This is a genomic window from Acetobacter oryzifermentans (genome assembly GCF_001628715.1).
Classification (GTDB): domain Bacteria; phylum Pseudomonadota; class Alphaproteobacteria; order Acetobacterales; family Acetobacteraceae; genus Acetobacter; species Acetobacter oryzifermentans.
Genome location: NZ_CP011120.1, coordinates 1,712,521 through 1,730,879 on the forward strand (window position 1 = coordinate 1,712,521; position 18,359 = coordinate 1,730,879).

15 protein-coding genes and 2 pseudogenes are annotated in these 18,359 nt (G+C 47.7%); 6 read left to right on the forward strand and 11 right to left on the reverse strand.

Translation table 11 applies throughout. The features are described 5' to 3' along the window. Positions 1-10: 10 nt before the first annotated feature. Positions 11-1,600 carry a bifunctional aspartate transaminase/aspartate 4-decarboxylase gene (locus WG31_RS08060; protein ID WP_063354197.1) on the reverse strand — a complete coding sequence of 530 codons (1,590 nt, stop codon included), beginning with the start codon at positions 1,598-1,600 and terminating at the stop codon, positions 11-13. 25 nt (positions 1,601-1,625) lie between these two features. Next, positions 1,626-3,317 carry an aspartate-alanine antiporter gene (gene aspT, locus WG31_RS08065; protein ID WP_063354198.1) on the reverse strand — a complete coding sequence of 564 codons (1,692 nt, stop codon included), beginning with the start codon at positions 3,315-3,317 and terminating at the stop codon, positions 1,626-1,628. Between the two features lie 701 nt (positions 3,318-4,018). Here aspT and WG31_RS15490 point away from each other — a divergent pair. After that, a complete protein-coding gene (locus WG31_RS15490) occupies positions 4,019-4,195 on the forward strand; it encodes a hypothetical protein (protein WP_157884508.1) in 177 nt (58 codons plus the stop codon). On the opposite strand, the pseudogene WG31_RS16205 reads toward WG31_RS15490, so the two are convergent. From WG31_RS16205 to WG31_RS08090, 5 genes and pseudogenes are all read right to left on the reverse strand, one after another. After that, positions 4,183-4,423: pseudogene (locus tag WG31_RS16205) on the reverse strand (acyl-CoA dehydrogenase); the annotation flags it as partial. The gene WG31_RS15490 and the pseudogene WG31_RS16205 sit on opposite strands and share 13 nt — an antisense overlap. Before the next feature lie 90 nt (positions 4,424-4,513). Further along, a complete protein-coding gene (locus WG31_RS08070; protein WP_063354199.1) occupies positions 4,514-4,792 on the reverse strand; it encodes a hypothetical protein in 279 nt (92 codons plus the stop codon). Positions 4,793-5,107: 315 nt separating this feature from the next. After that, a protein-coding gene (locus WG31_RS14975) for an IS5 family transposase (RefSeq protein WP_157884509.1) occupies positions 5,108-5,862 on the reverse strand; the annotation gives its coding sequence in 2 pieces (ribosomal slippage) (positions 5,108-5,523 and positions 5,523-5,862; 756 coding nt in all). 252 nt (positions 5,863-6,114) lie between these two features. Further along, complete coding sequence (locus WG31_RS08085; RefSeq protein ID WP_063354201.1) at positions 6,115-7,737, reverse strand: ABC-F family ATP-binding cassette domain-containing protein; 1,623 nt, start codon at positions 7,735-7,737, stop codon at positions 6,115-6,117. Positions 7,738-7,986: 249 nt separating this feature from the next. Continuing rightward, on the reverse strand, positions 7,987-8,310 hold the full coding sequence (locus tag WG31_RS08090; RefSeq protein WP_063354202.1) for a hypothetical protein: 324 nt from the start codon (positions 8,308-8,310) through the stop codon (positions 7,987-7,989). Positions 8,311-8,432: 122 nt separating this feature from the next. Here WG31_RS08090 and WG31_RS08095 point away from each other — a divergent pair, with 122 nt between their 5' ends. Then, complete coding sequence (locus WG31_RS08095; RefSeq protein ID WP_063354203.1) at positions 8,433-10,946, forward strand: TonB-dependent receptor plug domain-containing protein; 2,514 nt, start codon at positions 8,433-8,435, stop codon at positions 10,944-10,946. Positions 10,947-11,046: 100 nt separating this feature from the next. Here the strand turns inward: WG31_RS08095 and WG31_RS08100 are convergent, their stop codons facing one another. Further along, the gene (locus WG31_RS08100; RefSeq protein WP_063354204.1) at positions 11,047-12,117 is read right to left on the reverse strand and encodes an NAD(P)-dependent alcohol dehydrogenase; all 1,071 of its coding nucleotides are present in this window, start codon (positions 12,115-12,117) and stop codon (positions 11,047-11,049) included. A gap of 312 nt (positions 12,118-12,429) precedes the next feature. Here WG31_RS08100 and WG31_RS14980 point away from each other — a divergent pair. From WG31_RS14980 to WG31_RS16040, 3 genes are all read left to right on the forward strand, one after another. Further along, a protein-coding gene (locus WG31_RS14980; protein ID WP_157884487.1) for an IS5 family transposase occupies positions 12,430-13,193 on the forward strand; the annotation gives its coding sequence in 2 pieces (ribosomal slippage) (positions 12,430-12,763 and positions 12,763-13,193; 765 coding nt in all). 79 nt (positions 13,194-13,272) lie between these two features. After that, positions 13,273-13,737, forward strand: coding sequence for a nuclear transport factor 2 family protein (locus WG31_RS08115; RefSeq protein WP_063354205.1), 465 nt, complete (start codon positions 13,273-13,275; stop codon positions 13,735-13,737). Positions 13,738-14,116: 379 nt separating this feature from the next. Next, the gene (locus WG31_RS16040) at positions 14,117-14,461 is read left to right on the forward strand and encodes a hypothetical protein (RefSeq protein ID WP_245191479.1); all 345 of its coding nucleotides are present in this window, start codon (positions 14,117-14,119) and stop codon (positions 14,459-14,461) included. 64 nt (positions 14,462-14,525) lie between these two features. On the opposite strand, the gene WG31_RS08125 is transcribed toward WG31_RS16040, so the two are convergent. From WG31_RS08125 to WG31_RS16210, 3 genes and pseudogenes are all read right to left on the reverse strand, one after another. Next, positions 14,526-15,881 (reverse strand): MFS transporter, encoded by a 1,356-nt coding sequence (locus tag WG31_RS08125; RefSeq protein WP_063354206.1) that lies wholly within the window; start codon positions 15,879-15,881, stop codon positions 14,526-14,528. Positions 15,882-16,165: 284 nt separating this feature from the next. Then, entirely contained in the window at positions 16,166-16,558 is a 393-nt protein-coding gene (locus tag WG31_RS08130; protein WP_035352011.1) for a hypothetical protein, read from the reverse strand. A gap of 118 nt (positions 16,559-16,676) precedes the next feature. Beyond that, positions 16,677-16,836: pseudogene (locus tag WG31_RS16210) on the reverse strand (3-oxoacyl-ACP reductase); the annotation flags it as partial. 436 nt (positions 16,837-17,272) lie between these two features. Here WG31_RS16210 and WG31_RS08135 point away from each other — a divergent pair. After that, on the forward strand, positions 17,273-18,346 hold the full coding sequence (locus tag WG31_RS08135; RefSeq protein WP_063354207.1) for an alkene reductase: 1,074 nt from the start codon (positions 17,273-17,275) through the stop codon (positions 18,344-18,346). Positions 18,347-18,359: the final 13 nt, after the last annotated feature.

An 18,359-nucleotide genomic window follows, 5' to 3' on the forward strand; every position in this document is an offset into this window, starting at 1 on the left:
ACAACGTTCATTACGCCTGAGCCTTCACAAACTCAGCATGATATTCCTCAACCATCTTGCGCAATGAACGACCAATTGCGGCATACTGGAATTCATTCAGATTGGCGAGAGATGCACGGGCTGATGGGCGTGTGGTTCCAAACCCTGCGCCGGGAAGCAGCACAATACCAGTTTCATCTGCAATCCGGAACAGAATTTCACCTGTGCTGGCGCGCTTGAGCATCCACTGAGCAAAGTCTTCGCCATACAGAGCACGGCAGGTGTCTTCCAGATCAATCAGCGTGTAGTAATCTACCGCGTTTGCATCTTCTGATGGCGCCACACCTAGTTCATGGTAGAGCGCAGCTTCTCGACGGCGGATAACACTCTTGAGTGTAGCTTTATAACGGCCTTCGTGATCCATGAGTGCAAACAAAGAGAAAAGCACCATCTGAACCTGCTGTGGCGTAGAAAGGCCCGCCGTGTGGTTAAGTGCCACAGCACGACTATCCGCCACCAATCGGTCAATAAACTTCAGATCAGCAGAATCTGTGGTCAGGCTGGAATAACGCTTTGCCAGTGCTGCTTTTGCATCTGCCGGAAGCTGCGCCAAACGTGCATCAATCGCGTTATCCTTGTGCATGCCGATAACGCCAAGACGCCACCCCGTTGCCCCAAAATATTTAGAGAAGGAGTAAACAAGGATCGTATTGTGCGGGCAGATTGCATACAGCGAGCGGAAACCATCAGCAAACGTGCCATAGACATCATCTGTCAGGATCATCAGATCTGGACGATCTTTAACAATGGATGCAATTTTCTCCAGCGATGCATCATTCATTTTGACTGATGGCGGGTTGCTGGGGTTCACACAGAAGAACATTTTAACTGCTGGATCACGCAGCTTTTCCAACTCGCTTTCCGGATACTGCCAATCCAGAGAAGGGTCTGCCTGTACAGGCACAACTTCAAGGCCATATTCTTCAAGCTGTGGAATTTCGATATAGGGGGAGAAGATTGGCATACCGATAGCCACCTTATCTCCCTTTTTGATCAGATTATTCTGCTTGAGCGAATTAAACACATAGGCCATAGCCGCCGTGCCGCCCTCTGTTGCGAAAAAATCTGTGGAATCCAGAGATATCCGGCCCCCCACCATTTCACGCAGCACATATTGGCCAACAATTTTCTCGCTCAGTGTCAGCATACGTGGGGGAGTTGGATAGTAACAGCCCAGAATACCTTCCACCATTTCAACAAGAAATGTATCGGCAGGCAGCCCCATCTGATCGCGCACATAACTTAGGGCATGCCCCAAAAGTGCTGCTTCTTCTTTATCTTCATTGCTTTCAATAAAGCGATCAAAGCGTGCTTCAATGCCTTCAATCCGTACCGTGCCCCCAAGCCCCGGTGACAGATAGGAAAGAGACAGGCGCGCTTCTGCCAAAGCATATTGCCCAAGCAGGAAAAAAGCAGCACGTGGAAGTGTTGCCAAAAAGTTGGGGTTCCCCCGGCCTGCATTTAGCATAACGCGATCAGCCTTTGATGAAGCAAGACTGATGAGCGTATCTTTAAGTTCAAATGGGCTGAGATCACGAAACTTCGAATAGTCGAGTGTCATTATTACGTTTCCTTTTTTTCAGTATTCAGGAAAATGCGACCACAAGTGGTCCAAGTAGCGTAAGCAGTACGTTTGCAACCGCGTAAGTAATGGCAAAGGGTGTGGTGGGAACAGCGTTACCCGCCTTGTTCAGCACTTCACCAAAAGCAGGGTTGGCACTGCGAGAACCAGCCAGAGCACCTGCAAAAATGGCCGTATTATTATAGCGCAGCACATAGCGCCCAAAGAACATGGTAAGAATAAGTGGCACCAGTGTAACAACCACGCCCAAGAGAAAGAGCGTTATGCCATGCTGCATGATAGTGGCAATGGCTTGCTGGCCCGTTTGCAAACCAGTTACGGCCACAAAGCCAGCCAACCCGAAATCTACCAGAAAAGTTGAGGCCCCCTGCGGCATATTCCCCATAACGGGATGTCGGCTTTGATACCAACCAAACAGCAGCCCGGACAGCAAAGCTCCGCCACCACTGCCAAGTGTAAGTGGAACAGACCCCATATGCACCACACCCAAACCAATCAACAAACCAAGGGCTACACCCAGAGAATGGAAAACAAGATCGGTTTTGATACTGGGAAGAAGGATTGTGCCAATTTGGGCTGCTGCCCTCTGCACATCTGCTGATGTGCCAAGCAACGTCACAATATCTCCGTCTTTTACCTGCATGGAGCCCGTAATAGGCACGGCCTTACCAGCGCGGGAGAGCGCAACAAGGTAAACACCATGGCGCACAGCAGCAGAAAGAGACTGCACGCATTGATCAACAGTTTTTCCTATAAAATCCTTACGAGACAAGACAACATCCCGGCGAATGAGGGAAAGATCCAGACCCGGAACTTCACCAATTTCCTGCCCGATGCTCTGCCCAGCGGCCAGAACATCTGGACGCTGCCCAACAAGCAAAATCTGATCACCCGGCAATAGCGGCGTGTCAGCCCCTACTCCGGCTGGTTTACCATTACGCAGCACCTGCTCTACCGTAACGCCAGCGGCCATGCTTTCCACGCTTGCAACAGTCAGATCAGACTGTGTTAAACGGTACGCACGCCCAACAAGATTAGGGAAAGCAGAAACCTCACCCTCGCCCATAACATGCACACCGCCTGCCTGTTCGGCTTCAGCACGGATGGCATCTTCACGGATACCACGCTTCATGAACCATGGCAGAACATTAACGCATAGAAGAATAGGCCCGATGGAACCAAAGATATACGTTACGGCATATCCAACAGCAACATTGCCTTGAAGCTGCTGCACCTGCGCAAGCGGCAGGCCAATTTTTTCCAATGATGATCCTGCCGTGCCAATAATGGCCGACTGGGTAAGCCCACCTGCAGCAAGCCCCGCAGCAAGCCCTTTATCAAGATGGAATATACGCGCAACAGCTACAACGGTAATTAACCCCGTAATAGCCAGCACAACAGCCATCAGAATTTCCTTAAGAGACTGCCGCCCCAAGGAACGGAAAAACTGCGGGCCACTTTGATAGCCTACAGCATAGATAAAAAGAGCAAACAGAACGCTCTTGATGCCAGAATCAATATGAACGCCCACTTGGCTAATAAGCACGGCCGCCAGAAGCGAGCCTGCCACACCACCAAGCTGGAACGAACCGAAACGAAAGCGCCCAATCCAGCACCCTATAACCAGCGCAAGAAACAGAGCCATTTCCGGACACGCACCAAACAGGCCGGATAAAAGAGCAGTGAATGCGTGCAAAATGAAGTTCCTTAGAATTTATTCTATCCGAACTGCGCAACATATATATGAACTCACGCACTTGTAATTGATTCGAGTCAATTAATTTAATTTTATTTTTGTTATTACATTTCATTTAAGTAACAATACTTAAAATATTCTAATTTTATACTTATAATAAATATTCCATTTTTATTTATTTTAGTTTTTACCATTGTTAATATACTAATCTTAAAGTTATTATTTTTATTTTGTTAAAATATAAATAAATAATACATTATTGTTTTCATGAAATAACGTATAAACATAAATTATTTAACTATATATAAAAAAATGCAGATTCATAATTGTCAAATTAAAATAGACAAAAATGTCAAGTTTTCCTTATATACCTGCCACGCAAACCATGAGTAAATAATGTAATTATACATATCTCCACTTAACTTTTACGATAAAACTCATCCTTAGATTCTTTCATCAATCAGCAAAATATTCAGAAAACCAAGATGTATCCGTATGCTAAATTCTCATAATCAATTAATTTCCTGCTTTACAATGAAAAATAAAGTAGAACATGATGACCAAGAGACTGTAAATTCTCACAATACTTTAAAATATTACGTGTCCATCGCTATCAGAGCCATGAAATATTAAATTGAAATTTTATACCTCTGATATGTTTTAAAAAACCACCTTAATCTTCTTTGACGAGGCGTATCATTATGTCTTCAGAAGATCCTGATAATCCGGCTTTATGTATTCCCTATATTGCCTACCGACAAAACCTATTTTGGAAAAAACAGAAAATTATCGCGCAAGATAAATATATTGATGATACTTTTGAGGTGATATCCAGACAATTATTTCGCATTGGCGCTAATACGGATTGCCGTAAATAGTCTCCGGCTGAGGCAAGAATACAATCTGGAGAAATAACAACATCTGTAAAATCGTAGGCACCTGTACCGCTTGCTTGATCATAACAAGGGGGCGCCATCCGTAACCCAAATGCCTGCTAATATTCCGCTTCGGAGGCGCTAAGCAAACTCATGGCGTTGCTCTAATTTACCATAAAGCTCTATCAATCGGACAACATTGACATGTCCTTCTAAACATCGCCCCAATGAAAACACTATTTTTTCTTCTACCTGCATCCAAACATGCCGTGCCTAGAGGCACCAGCAATCTTGCTGATGCCTCCAGTATTTAGCACGAAGTCAGGTGTTTTTATGACTCTGCTGGCCAGCTTTAACATGTTGCTCATGTGTGCCGCCCCGTGTGCCAGAACTATGTTCGCCCGTGTTCCTCTCATCATGCGATGTGCCTGTATTTTTGTGGCTCTGCTTACCAGCTTTTACATGCTGTTCATGCGTGCCGCCCCGCGTGCCAGAACTATGTTCGCCCGCATTCTTTTCAGTATGCGAGCTACCGGTGTTTTTATGGCTTTGCTCACCAGCTTTTACGTGCTGTTCATGGCTGCCGCCTTGATTGACCATTGCGCTCTTCCTTTTTTTGAGATGAGACGGTCTTTTAATCTAGCCGCCAGACACAAAACCTCTCGGTCTGTGTAAAGTTTCAAAAACGGGAAATGATTACAAATATTTTATAAGAAAACCGATACGATACTAAAATAAATAAGATATTTTCTTTATGTTTTGGCGCATTTACTACAATGAATATTCATGATATTTTGAAAAATATGTGAAAAGATTAACTCATTCTCTTACGCGGCTCATGCAGTCAACAGATTTTTATTCACATGGACCGAAAAAACTTACTCTTCCAATCTTCTACCTATTTACGGCGTGTCGTCAGTTAAGCAGGATGATGATTGAGGCGAACTGCACGGCTGCGAGGAAGGTCGATTTCAGTTTATCGTAGCGGGTTGCGATAGCGCGAAACTGCTTGAGTTTATTGAAGAACCTCTCAACAAGGTTCCGTTCGCGGTAGAGAGAAAAATCGGTTTTCCGTCGTGTCGTTCTGTTGCGTTTTGGCGGGATGACCGGGGTAATCCCGCGCTGTATCAGCCGATCGATCAACCTGTCCGCGTCATACGCCTTGTCAGCAAGGAAAGCATCCGGGTCGATGTTTTCCAGAAGTGGTTCTGCCTGGGTGATATCGGCATCCTGTCCCGGTGTGATACCGAGTTCCACTGGATTGCCCAGAGCGTCGCAGATGGCATGGATCTTTGTCGTCAACCCGCCTCGTGATCGTCCGATGGCCTGATCCGTGCCCCTTTTTTGAGCGCTCCGGCACTATGCTGATGCGCCCGGACAATTGTGCTGTCGATCATCATGTATTCGTTGTCGTGATCAGCGGCCAGATAACGAAATATCCGTTCGATGACGCCGCTTTCACACCAGCGGCGCAGACGCCGGTGCACGTTTTTCCAGTCCCCGAAACGGGAAGGAAGGTCGCGCCATGGAATGCCCGCGCGATAGCGATACAGCACCGCCTCCACGAACAGACGGTTGTCCGCCGCAGTGCCGCCGACATAGCCTTCACGACCGGGAAGAAGATCCTTTATCCGCTCCCACTGGTCATCGCGTAAACTATAGCGCCGCATCTGTCTGTCTCCCCAAAAAAACGGGAAAAACAGTCAGCACACGCAGACACAAAGTACAACCCTCACGTGCCACTCTCAGGGCTTAACTGACGACACGCCCTAGCAACTCATCTACTCTTATTGCGCTACAGGGCAGCACAATCGCCCGCACTTCTTACAGAAACCATGGTAAGCTCATGGTTGGAAATCTGTAAAAGAAGATACGGGCCGAACTAGGTTGAAATAAAATCCAAATTCAGTTTGAATAATGCATTACTCATGCAGTCCTGGAGCTTCACGTCCGGTTCGCGCAACGTATTCCGTATATCCACCATCGTAACGGAGAAGCCCTTCTGGTGTAAGTTCCAGAACACGGTTGGAAAGAGCAGCTAGAAAGTGACGATCATGGGAAACAAAGAGCATTGTGCCCTCATAATCAGCCAAAGCTGTAATCAACATTTCCTTGGTTGCAATATCAAGGTGGTTTGTTGGTTCATCAAGCACCAAAAAGTTCGGCGGATCGTACAGCATCAATGCCAAAACCAAACGTGCCTTTTCCCCTCCGGAAAGAACGCGGCATAATTTATCAATATCATCGCCAGAAAAGCCAAAACTTCCCGCTAATGACCGCAATGATCCTTGAGATGCAAGCGGGAAAGCATCATTGAGAGTTTCAAAAATAGTACGGTCACCATCCAATAGATCCATGGCATGCTGCGCAAAATATCCCATCTTGACGCTACCACCAAGGGTAACCGTGCCAGCATCTGGTTCTGTGCTTCCGGTAACAAGCTTCAACAAAGTTGATTTCCCTGCCCCGTTGATACCCAGCACGCAACAACGCTCTTGCCGACGGATCAACAGATCAAGGTTTTTGTAAATCACTCGGCTGCCATATGCTTTATCCACACCACGCAAGTTCACAACAACATCACCAGAACGTGGAGCAGGAGGAAAAGTGAAGGAAAGCGTTTGGCGGCGTTTTGGTGGCTCAATACGGTCAATCTTATCTAATTTCTTAACGCGGCTCTGCACTTGTGCAGCATGAGAAGCCCGCGCCTTGAAACGTTCGATAAATGCCACTTCCTTGGCCAGCATAGCCTGTTGGCGCTCAAACTGAGCCTGCTGCTGCTTTTCATTTAAAGCACGCTGCTGTTCGTAAAACTCGTAATCACCTGAAAAACTGGTGAGCACACCGCCATCAATTTCAATTACTTTATTGATAACGCGGTTCATGAAAGCACGGTCATGTGAGGTCATCAGCAAAGCGCCATCATAACTAGCCAGAAATTGTTCCAGCCAGATCAGGCTTTCCAAATCAAGATGGTTGCTTGGTTCATCCAACAGCATGACGTCTGGTTTCATTAACAGAATACGCGCAAGTGCCACACGCATTTTCCACCCGCCAGAAAGACGGCCTACGTCACCGTCCATCATTTCCTGGCTAAAGCCTAATCCATGCAGAACTTCGCGCGCGCGGCCATCTAGCGCATAGCCGCCTAACTCCTCAAACCGCCCTTGCACTTCGCCAAACCGTTCGAGAATGGCATCCAGTTCATCCAAACGTTCTGGATCTGCTAGCGCGGCCTCCAGCTCGGCCAGTTCAGCTCCAACCTCGGCAACCGGGCCAGCACCATCCATAACCTCTGCCACAGCGCTGCGGCCGGCCATCTCCCCCACATCCTGATTGAAAAAACCGATTGTGATACCCCGATCAATCAAGACATTCCCTTCATCGGGCTCTTCCTCTTTTGTAATAAGACGGAATAGTGTTGTCTTACCGGCACCATTTGGCCCAACTAACCCGATTTTCTCACCTTTTTGGAGCGAAGCAGAGGCATCGACAAAAATGACACGATGGCCATTGTACTTGCTGATAGTGTCAAGACGGATCATTGGGCCTCAGATAACTAAATGGAATAAGCAAAACCGGAGGCCCCTTATTGCGTAACCCTTGCTGAGCGTAAATAGGGAAGCTCAAATTTACATATGGAGGGGCGTAACTGCGCGTAATCTGGCCCAATTACCAAGAATATCAACAGAACAATGAATATATATTTTCTTAAATTGTTTTTGTTATTTTATTAACTATAAAATCACTGGCATATTGTGCCGCAGCGCTAAGTTGCGTGTCCTGCAAATAGATCATTCCTGCTTCCAACTGCATCTCAGGTAAAAATCGTAACTTTGTTTTGGGATCAATAATATCGCGCCAAGCTCTCTTAGCATCGTTACGAAAAGCAGGGTAAATGCATCTGCTAGATTTACAAAAACAAAATCATAATAGTTGGTCGCCAAGCCAGACAAAAGTTGTTGGCACGATGCAAGATTTTTAAGTTCAGAATCAATTCTTCTACCCGCAATAATAAAGCGTTCACAAATAGGATCTACAATCAGACCGCCTTTATTTCTAATGAAACAGTTTATACGTACCAAAGTGTGTTCTCTCAAATGTTGCAAATCCGCCACAAATTTAAAGTTCCTCCATATAATACAAAAAATATGTTGAAAATATTAATCTACTTATATGATCGTGTATATGAATTCTATGCGTTTTTTAGGAGCTTATTGTGCGTTCATCCCGTTCGATCATGGCTCGTCCAGCTAACATCACACGCCCTCTCTTTTTGGGAACAACCTCCATATTCTGCTTATTGGCTGAACCGGTACATGCCCAGAATGAAAGCAGCTCCTTACCTAAACAGCATCAAACCACAGGGAAAAAAGCCCCTTCGACCTCCCGCGCCCGGCAATTAACAGTATCCGATCCGCATCCTGTTGCTGCACAACCCGCAACTGGCGGTACTGAAGCTGTTATTGTGACTGGCACCCGTGAAATTGGCAAAAAGGCACGAGATAGTATTTCGCCTGTAGATATCATTACGGCACGCCAGCTTTCAGAAACAGGCATGCCCTCCCTCCGTGAAGCACTCACCCAACTTGCCCCTTCTTTAACCATGCCAACCAGTGGTTACGATGCAGGAGCCCTTACATCGGCCTTCAGTCTGCGCGGGCTAAGCCCGAATGAAACTCTTGTGCTTGTGGATGGTAAGCGTCGGCACACCACAGCCAATATTTATGCAGACCCCGGCCCTCAACAGGGAAGTACGCCTGTTGATGTAGACATGATTCCACTTGCTGCCATTGATCATGTTGAAATTCTGCGAGATGGCGCATCAGCCCAGTACGGGTCAGATGCTGTGGCTGGTGTGGTGAACATCATTCTTAAAAAGCAGGATCATGGCTTTCATGCCCAATCCCTTACGGGCATCACGGCCTCAAAGGATGGGTTTGAGCAAGGCATTTACATGGATGGTGGCGCAAAGCTGACAGATCGCGGGTATATCCATGTCAGCGGTGATTATGTGCATGAAGATCACACATATCGCAGTGCGCCAGACCTGCGCACGAACACAAAAATCAACAAACTTCTAGGCCAGCCTGAACAAACGCGCGAGACTGTCGCTGTAAAAGCCGGATATCATATACTGGATAATCTGGAAGCTTATGCGGTAGCCACCTATGCGCACCGCCATGCTGAATCCTTCCAGAATTATCGGACAGCCAGCTCTTTGGATAATTACCCGGCTTATGCCGCCATTTATCCAAATGGTTATTCCCCTGTCATGACAATGGATGAAAATGATTGGGAAGTAACGGCAGGCCTACGTGGCGAAATTGATAACTGGCACTGGGATCTGTCATCCGTTTACGGGCGTGATTATGACCGGATCGGAATTGCCAATTCAGCCAATCTTGCCCTTTCAACAGATACAGGCCGCACACCTACAAATTTTGATGCTCAGGGCTACAATAATGAGCAATGGAGCAACACGTTTGATCTCAGCAAAGCCTTCCATATTCCCGGCTGGCCGTATGCTATCAACGTAGCTGGAGGTGCATCCTATCGCTATGAAAGCTACAGTATTGGCACAGGATCTCCAGATTCCACCTATAGTAGCGGGTCTGATGCATTGCAGGGCACAGTAGCTGCCAATGCAGGCAATTATAGCCGCGATGTTATTGGTGGTTATATTGATATTGCCACTCATCTTGCCAAGAACGTGCAACTCGATCTGGCGGGCCGTTACGAACATTATACAGATGTAGGCGATACGGAAACAGGCAAGGCAGCGCTGCGTTATGATCCTCTGCCATGGCTTGGCCTACGTGCGACAATATCAAACGGATTTCATGCCCCCACATTGGCGCAAGAATATTACAGTGCTGTTGCTGTTTCTCCCACAGCGGCGCGCGGCATTATTGCAGCAAACTCACCTGGTGCGCGTGCAAATGGCGCCAGTGCGCTTAAACCAGAACGCTCCACCAATGTTTCTGGCGGTATTGTGCTTGAACCCGTCAAACGGCTGCATATCACGGCAGATGTTTACCAGATAAACCTACGCGATCAGATTCTGCCGGGCGGTAACGTATATGGTACGGATGCTCTTTCTGCCTTGCAAATGAACGGATTTACACTTCCGGCTGATGCCGCCACGTGGGGCAGTTCTCTTTCCACCCACTGGTTTGCAAACGTGGCCAGCACGCGTACGCAAGGGCTGGATATTACCGCCACGTATCCAACGGAATTAAGCCCTACAATAGGCCGTATTGACTGGGATGTGGGTATCAACCTGAACCGCACGCGCCTGACACACCAAAGCAACGCAGCAGATGGCACGCCTCTGCTTACGGCCCAAAGTATTGCCTACATCACAACAGCTTACCCACGTAGCAAAATGATCTGGGGTGGCCGCTTTACCAGCAGTGATGGCAAATGGACTGTAGGCGTGCATGAAATACGCTGGGGGCAAACCACTTCAGAACTTACTGACTATACAGGGCCAACCAATAGCGCCAGCGTAAGCGCTTATTCCTTTACGCAATTCCATAACACGCCCAAATTTGTAACCAATCTGGACATTACCTACCGGGTTATGCCGCAACTGTCCTTTACGCTTGGGGCAAACAACCTGTTCAATGCCCTTCCCTCACGCGTGCCAGACAGTAACCGCTACCTCGGTGTGCCTCAGTATTACATGAGCACATCACAACTTGGTATTAATGGTGGTTTTTACTACTTAAAAGCGGATGTGAGATTTTAGAAATATCGTATCCATCCCGCATCTACGGGGCCATCATGATCTGGCCCCGTAGAAAAATAGCTGCAAAACTATGCTGCACGAAAGCTGTAATGCCCTCGTGTTAGGCTGAAGCACTGTTCGGCATAGAAGCCATATCTATAACAAAGCGGTATTTTACATCAGAACGCAAAACCCGCCCATAGGCCTCGTTAATCTGATCTGCGTGCACAACTTCGATATCACTTGTAATATTGTGTTTGCCGCAAAAATCCAACATTTCCTGTGTTTCCTGAATACCACCGATTGCTGAACCCGCAAGGCTTCTCCGCTTAGCCACAAGGCTGAATGCGCCAATAGACATCGGCTTTTCTGGCAGACCAACAAGAACCATGTGTCCGTCCTGCTTGAGCAACGCAAGATAGGCATTAATATCGTGCTCGGCAGAAACAGCATCCAAAATAAAATCAAACTGGTTGGCTTCTGCTGCCATGGCCTCTGCATCCCGCGAAATAACTACGTGATGAGCCCCCAAGCGTTTGCCATCTTCCACCTTATTTGCAGAGGTGGTGAAAAGCGTTACTTCCGCCCCCAGTGCCACAGCAAACTTTACTGCCATATGGCCAAGCCCACCTAACCCAACAATGCCAACCTTATGGCCACCCCCCACTTTCCAATGCGACAGCGGAGACCATGTGGTAATGCCCGCACAAAGCAAAGGCGCTGCGGCAGCCGGATCCAAATTTTCTGGTACGCGCAGCACAAAACGTTCATTCACCACAATTGCGCGTGAATATCCACCAAACGTATAGGCATCCGTTTTGGGAAAATCCGGGTCTGGGCTATTGTAAGTCCACGTTGGTCCGGCATCGCAGTATTGCTCTAACCCGGCTTCACAAGAAGCACATGTCTGGCAGGAATTAACCATACACCCCACACCCACCAACTCACCCAGCTTAAAGCGCGTAACATCCACACCCACGGCAGCAACTCGCCCGATGATTTCATGCCCGGGCACACATGGGTAAGACGCAGGGCCCCATTCGCTCCGAACAGTATGAATATCAGAATGGCAGATACCACAATGGGTGATATCAATCTGCACATCGAGAGGGCCGCAATCACGACGCTGGAAGGTAAAAGGAGCCAGCGGAGTGGTGGCGCTGGAGGCAGCATAGCCGACGCAAGTAAACATAAAACACCCCTATTAAAACTGAAAACAGGTTTCAGATAACCAGCCAAAACTAACAGAAATTTCCTGCCTGATGTAAGCACATCAACTTGACCTCTGCATTGTCATTTTGGACAGGCACGTAACATCGGCGCTTCCTATGTTGTATGCGCAGCAAAAATCGCTCCCATAAAATGAAATACATATAAATAATAAATTCTTTTTCAAAACATCCATGTTCAGACTATAATTCTCACTCACTAGGCTCAGGACCTGTTAATTTATTGAACTGAGCGAGACGTTGTGATTCACAGGCTTACCAATGGAGGTGAGGCTGTGAGTGAAGTGTTTTTGCTGTCTGAGAGGCAGATGGAGCGGATTGAGCCGTTTTTTCCTCTGGCGCACGGAGTGCCACGCGTGGATGACCGGCGTGTTCTGAGCGGGATCGTTTATGTGATCCGCAACGGCCTTCAGTGGAAGGATGCCCCGAAAGCGTATGGTCCGCACAAGACTTTGTATAATCGCTTCATCCGGTGGAGCCGCCTGGGTGTCTTCGACCGGATCTTCGTCGCGCTGACAGAGCAGGCTGGCCGTTCAAAGCGCCTGATGATCGATGCGACACATCTCAAGGCACACAGAACGGCAGCGTCCCTGCTCAAAAAGGGGCTTTTCCCCGCCATATCGGACGGACAAAAGGCGGCCTGAACTCAAAACTCCATGCCGTGTGCGATGGTCAGGGCCGTCCGGTCCGGCTGCATCTGACTGCGGGACAGGTCAGTGACTTCAGAGGCGCAGACGTGCTTCTGGCAGATCTCCCCGACGAGACAGAAGAAGTCATCGGGGACAGAGGCTATGACAGCAACCGGATCAGGTTATCGCTTGCAGAACGCAATATCACTACCTGTATTCCCCCGAAAAAAAACCGGAAATCAAAGCCGCCTTACGACTGGCATCTGTATAAAAAGCGTCATCTGATCGAAAACATGTTCGCAAAGCTGAAAGACTGGCGACGTGTCGCGACCAGATACGACCGCTGCGCTCATACATTCATGTCTGCAATCCACATAGCAGCAAGCGTCATCTTCTGGCTCAAAGAATGAGTCCTGAGCCTAGATAACCTGTGAATTCAAACACTGTGCTGTAGCAACGTTAAATGCTGCATCAGATCAGGAGTCCACTATGTCACGACCGCCCTTTCCACCTTTTGATATCAAGAGCGCAACACGCAAAGTCCGCCTTGCCGAAGATGCTTGGAACTCCCAAAACCCTGAACAAGTGGCACAGGCCTATACTGTAGATAGTCAATGGCGCAACCGAACGGAATTTATTCATGGCCGTAATGAAATAGTAGATTTTCTAAAGCGCAAATGGAAAACAGAGCATGAGTATCGTCTCATCAAGGAACTCTGGGGTTTTCGCAATACCCGCATGGCTGTTCGCTTTGCGTATGAATGGCATGATGACGCGAAACAGTGGTTTCGATCTTACGGCAATGAGGTATGGGAGTTTAACCCCGATGGCCTGATGCTCCGCCGCTTTGCATCAATTAATGATTTACATATCGAAGCAGAAAACCGCTTGTTTCATTGGCCCCAAGGACGTCGGCCGGACGATCATCCTGAGCTTTCCGATCTTGGACTTTAGCGCCATAAAAAGAGAACGTTTTCCAAACTGCTATTTAATAAATTCGAGTTTCTTCATAAAATGAGCTACTGCCCCACAGGATACTTCTGTTTATGGTTCTGAATTACAGGGTTTTTCATACCCATGGCCTGTTTGGGAATTTTCGTTTCAGTCCCAGCAACAAACATTACACATGGCTTACATGAATATCTAACCGGAGCATCCTAAGGAACAGGTGGTTGTGCTTCTGCATGGTAAAAACTTCTGTACAGCAACATGGCAAAACACAATTCATGTTCTTACTAATCGAGGATATCGGGTTATTGCTCCAAACCAGATTGGGTTTTGAAAGTCCAGTAAGCCACGAGCCTATCAGTTCAGTTTCGGGCAGCTTGCCTGCATGTACCGGAGGCCTGATGCCAATATTGTCGCGTGGAATTCTGCTTTGCTGTACGACATGATCGCAACACAGCCGGTTATCTATGAGCGGCCACGCCTCAAATCCTCTACAACCTTGATGATCGGGGACAAGGATGTGACCGCAATAGGGAGTAATAGCGCGCCCTCCAACGTAAGTGCAAAGTTGAGACATTACCCTGAACTTGGCGGGACAGCGGCAGCCGCCATTCTTAATGCAAAACTGGCTGAATTTCCCAATGAACAGCATACACCCCAGCTACAGTATCTGGAGGTCTTTCATAAGGCGTTTCTAGGCACTCATCTAAATGCTCACAGTCTTCAATAACCGATCCTCACGGACAAAGCGTGGTTTATTATCTGGATTTCACAACCTCTTCTGTTTTTTGGTGCTATTGCTTATCTCGGATAACACGGCGAGAAACGCTGAGAAGAGCACCGGTAAGGGCAAATCCTGTTGCCAGTTCTAGGCAATGAACAGCCCCAGAACTTCCTTCTGACAAACCAAAAACCAGTGCCACCAAAGCTGAGCCCAGCGCCCAGCCCATCGTACGCGCAACAGCTAACATGCCACTGGCCGCGCCACTGCGCGTTGTCGGGCCAGAAGTCATGACTGTAAGATTATTGGGTGTTTGATAAAAACCAAACCCAATGCCGCACAACCCCATCCGCCAAGCGACATCCCAAAATGGTGGGTGCGTAGGCATAATACTCAACATGGTTAATCCAGCCGCCAGAATAGTCAGCCCAATACTGCTTAAAACAGATGCAGGGTGGCGGGCTGCCAACCGGCCAGCAAAAGGTGCGGCCACGGCAACAAGCAACGGCCAAGGCGTAACAAGCAAGCCAGTTGTAACCGCAGACTGATGCATAACTGTTTGAAACAGAAATGGCAGAGCAACATAGGCTAAAATTTGTGCTGCATAGGCACAAACAGATGTGAGGATTGAGAGCGAAAACAGGGGGATGGCTAGAAGATCAAGGGGGAGCATAGGGGCCTTCTGGCGGCGCTGCTGCATATACAGCATAACGGCGCACAAAAAGCCTGTTCCAATCTCAATACCCGCCCATCTGGGCTCTTTCTGCCCCAGCGCATCAACACCAAGAACACCGAGCCCCAGAGCACCAACATTTAGCAAAGCGCCCAGCCAATCAAATGTAAATGAACGGCGCGGGCTATGTGGTGCTACCCGGAGGAAAAGTGGAACCGCTATAAGACCGATTGGTAGATTGATCAGGAATAACCAAGGCCAGGTGGCAATAGATAAAACCGCAGCAGCCAATGTGGGGCCCGTAGCGGCTGAAATAGCAACTGCAAGTGCAATTGTTGCGAAGGCTTTATGCAAAAATTCTCGCGGGTAAACGCTTCTTACGAGTGCGCCGCTTAACGCTGCCATACAGGCACCACCAACGCCTTGTAAAACGCGTGAACCAACAAGAAGACCGATGGACCCGGAAAGCGCACAAGCCAGAGAAGCCGCAGTAAATAGGGCAAGACCAAAAGCGTATACTCTTTTAAGGCCAAGAGACTCAGCCAATGCCGCAGCAGGTAGCAAACTGACCGCAACAGCAAGTTGATATCCGTTAACAATCCAGACAGTCAGCGTTTCGCTACATGAAAGATCTCGTGCAATGGTAGGAAGGGCGATATTGGCAATGGCGCCATCTAGCCCTCCCAATACAATTCCGAGCACAGCGCAAAGCATAACCAAGCGGCGTTGCGTATCGGAAACCGGTTGGTTATTCATGGGATGAAAGCACTATGTTTGTGAGTGTTTGCACGTGATGTGGCTTAAATATTGAAGGGGCCATGAAAGCTACCGGTTTCCTGATCATGCATATGCTGCTGTGAGCCGTGAAAGAAAATACGAGCATTTTATCATATTCGACAATTCGTATTTACAGACAGCACATGTCACATTGCTTCTGTGGCTCATATTTTTAAAGAAAACAGCCAAAACTTGTATCATCTACGATACTGCGCAGCAGGCACGATTTTCCTTTGTGTGTCCCCAAAAATAAATTCATAATGCTACTGTCTTATTCCGCTACTGGAGCTAAAATTCGCAGTGGAAAAACTATGATTCAGCACAATACCATTGTTGAATACGATAGTAAGTGTTTTGCTTTTGTTGTTTGTTCTTGCTCCAAGCATACCCAGACCAACAACATCCTGAGCTATTGAGAGACCATCTTCTCTCCCGACCGTAAAACTATAAACCCAAAACTCATAGCCGTTTTCGTAACCTTTCTGCCCCGGTTCACCATAAATTTGATGCACTTGGGATGAAGTTGTCACGCCATCATGAATATTCTGGTTAACTTCCGTAAGTGTTGTATGTTTTATGGAAGCATCACCCGAAGATGTGCAGGCACCCGTACTGGCAATAATAACCATGGCCACGGCGGTTCTGATGATCTTCATTCTGTAATCGGTCCTTTTAAATGTGTATTTTCTGTATACTCTATTGTGTTGTATCAATACAGATGGTCTATCTGGATGTTACCATTGGCTTGCTAAATGTGATTTTTTCACTAACTCATTCCCCCAGTTCCTTCGCCATGCAGAGTGAGATGACTTCGGTTGTGCCTTTCATGGCCGAGTAGAGGCAATGATCCGGTAGGTAGAAACGTGTGGCGGCTGGGGTGATGTTGAGAATACGGCCCCTTGAAATGAATATTGCACTGATTGTCGCGCTGTTCCTGAACTAGAAATGTTACAAAAATTGTGTGGTCTGAAATATCCAGTTACAGCATGTACAGTTTTGCTGTGTCAGTGCCTATCTGCTCGGTATTTGGCAGACAGAGTGACCCACATTTTTCAGATTGGGCAAAAAGTAGGAAGATAACCCTGCTCTCTCCAATTCTAGAACTTCCTGCTGGCAGTAGTTAACGTTGATAATTATAACAATAACAAAATTTTATTATTTATTTTTCATGTAAAAACGCTGTTATGAAGCAAGCGTTTCTCTCCAACTTCGGAAATATGAAAAAATTTAATACTTTAGAATTGTATTAAAATGGAACGAGCATCCATCTACAAGTTCAGACAGCATCGCTTCGAGACTAGCGCCATGTTGTAATCAACGAGAGATTTCCCCAACTCATAAGAACTGCGCTTTTTAGGAAGGATAATGTCATGCCCAGCCTGTTTGAACCGATTAAATTGGGAAGAATTTACGCTAAAAACAGAATTCTCATGGCACCGCTAACGCGCGGTAGAAGCACCCGCCAGCATGTTCCAACCCCCATTATGGCCGAGTATTATGCGCAACGTGCCACCGCTGGTCTGATCATCTCGGAAGCAACCGGAATCAGCCAAGAAGGTCTTGGATGGCCCTATGCGCCGGGCCTGTGGTCACAAGAGCAAGTGGAAGCATGGAAGCCCGTTACTGCGGCAGTGCATGCAAAGGGCGGAAAGATTGTGGCCCAACTCTGGCACATGGGCCGCATGGTGCATTCCAGTGTAACGGGCCAGCAACCTGTATCCTGCTCAGCAACAAAGGCACCTGAGCCACTTCATACATATAACGGCAAGCAGCCTCCCGAAGTTGCCCGGCCCCTTACCAAGGATGACATTGCCCGTATTCTGAATGATTACGAAAAAGCCGCCCGCAATGCACTGGAGGCTGGCTTTGACGGTGTACAAATTCACGCAGCCAACGGTTATCTGATTGATGAATTCCTGCGAGATGGCACCAACCATCGCTCTGACGAATATGGTGGCTCTCCTGAAAACCGTATTCGCTTTCTGCATGAAGTCACGAAAAGAGTAATCGCCACGATTGGCGCAGACAGAACATCTGTCAGGCTTTCACCAAATGGCAATACACAAGGCTGCATCGACAGCCATCCCGAGCAGGTTTTCGTACCCGCCGCAAAGCTTCTGAACGATCTCGATATTGCATTTCTCGAACTGCGCGAGCCCGGCCCTCATGGCACATTTGGCAAGACCGATCAGCCGAAGCTGCATGCTCCGATCCGCAAAGTTTTTACAAAACCATTGGTTCTGAATCAGGATTACACACGGGACGAAGCGATTGAAACGGTCGCAACCGGTATTGCCGATGCCATTGCATTTGGCCGACCTTTTTTAGCTAATCCGGATCTGGTGCACCGTCTGGAAGATAACCTTCCCCTGAATAAGGATGATATCCAAACCTGGTACACGCAGGGGGCAGAAGGCTATACCGATTACCCACTTGCTCGGTAACCCCCATGCCTTT

What these genes read in the sequence shown, in the direction of transcription:
- WG31_RS08115 (WP_063354205.1), top strand. Translation starts at nt 13,273, where the DNA reads ATGTCACGACCGCCCTTTCCACCTTTTGATATCAAGAGCGCAACACGC.
- WG31_RS08095 (WP_063354203.1), top strand. Translation starts at nt 8,433, where the DNA reads ATGGCTCGTCCAGCTAACATCACACGCCCTCTCTTTTTGGGAACAACC.
- WG31_RS16040 (WP_245191479.1), top strand. Translation starts at nt 14,117, where the DNA reads ATGTACCGGAGGCCTGATGCCAATATTGTCGCGTGGAATTCTGCTTTG.
- WG31_RS08100 (WP_063354204.1), bottom strand. Translation starts at nt 12,117, where the DNA reads ATGTTTACTTGCGTCGGCTATGCTGCCTCCAGCGCCACCACTCCGCTG.
- WG31_RS08060 (WP_063354197.1), bottom strand. Translation starts at nt 1,600, where the DNA reads ATGACACTCGACTATTCGAAGTTTCGTGATCTCAGCCCATTTGAACTT.
- WG31_RS08130 (WP_035352011.1), bottom strand. Translation starts at nt 16,558, where the DNA reads ATGAAGATCATCAGAACCGCCGTGGCCATGGTTATTATTGCCAGTACG.
- WG31_RS08125 (WP_063354206.1), bottom strand. Translation starts at nt 15,881, where the DNA reads ATGAATAACCAACCGGTTTCCGATACGCAACGCCGCTTGGTTATGCTT.
- WG31_RS08085 (WP_063354201.1), bottom strand. Translation starts at nt 7,737, where the DNA reads ATGATCCGTCTTGACACTATCAGCAAGTACAATGGCCATCGTGTCATT.
- WG31_RS08070 (WP_063354199.1), bottom strand. Translation starts at nt 4,792, where the DNA reads ATGGTCAATCAAGGCGGCAGCCATGAACAGCACGTAAAAGCTGGTGAG.
- WG31_RS08135 (WP_063354207.1), top strand. Translation starts at nt 17,273, where the DNA reads ATGCCCAGCCTGTTTGAACCGATTAAATTGGGAAGAATTTACGCTAAA.
- WG31_RS15490 (WP_157884508.1), top strand. Translation starts at nt 4,019, where the DNA reads ATGTCTTCAGAAGATCCTGATAATCCGGCTTTATGTATTCCCTATATT.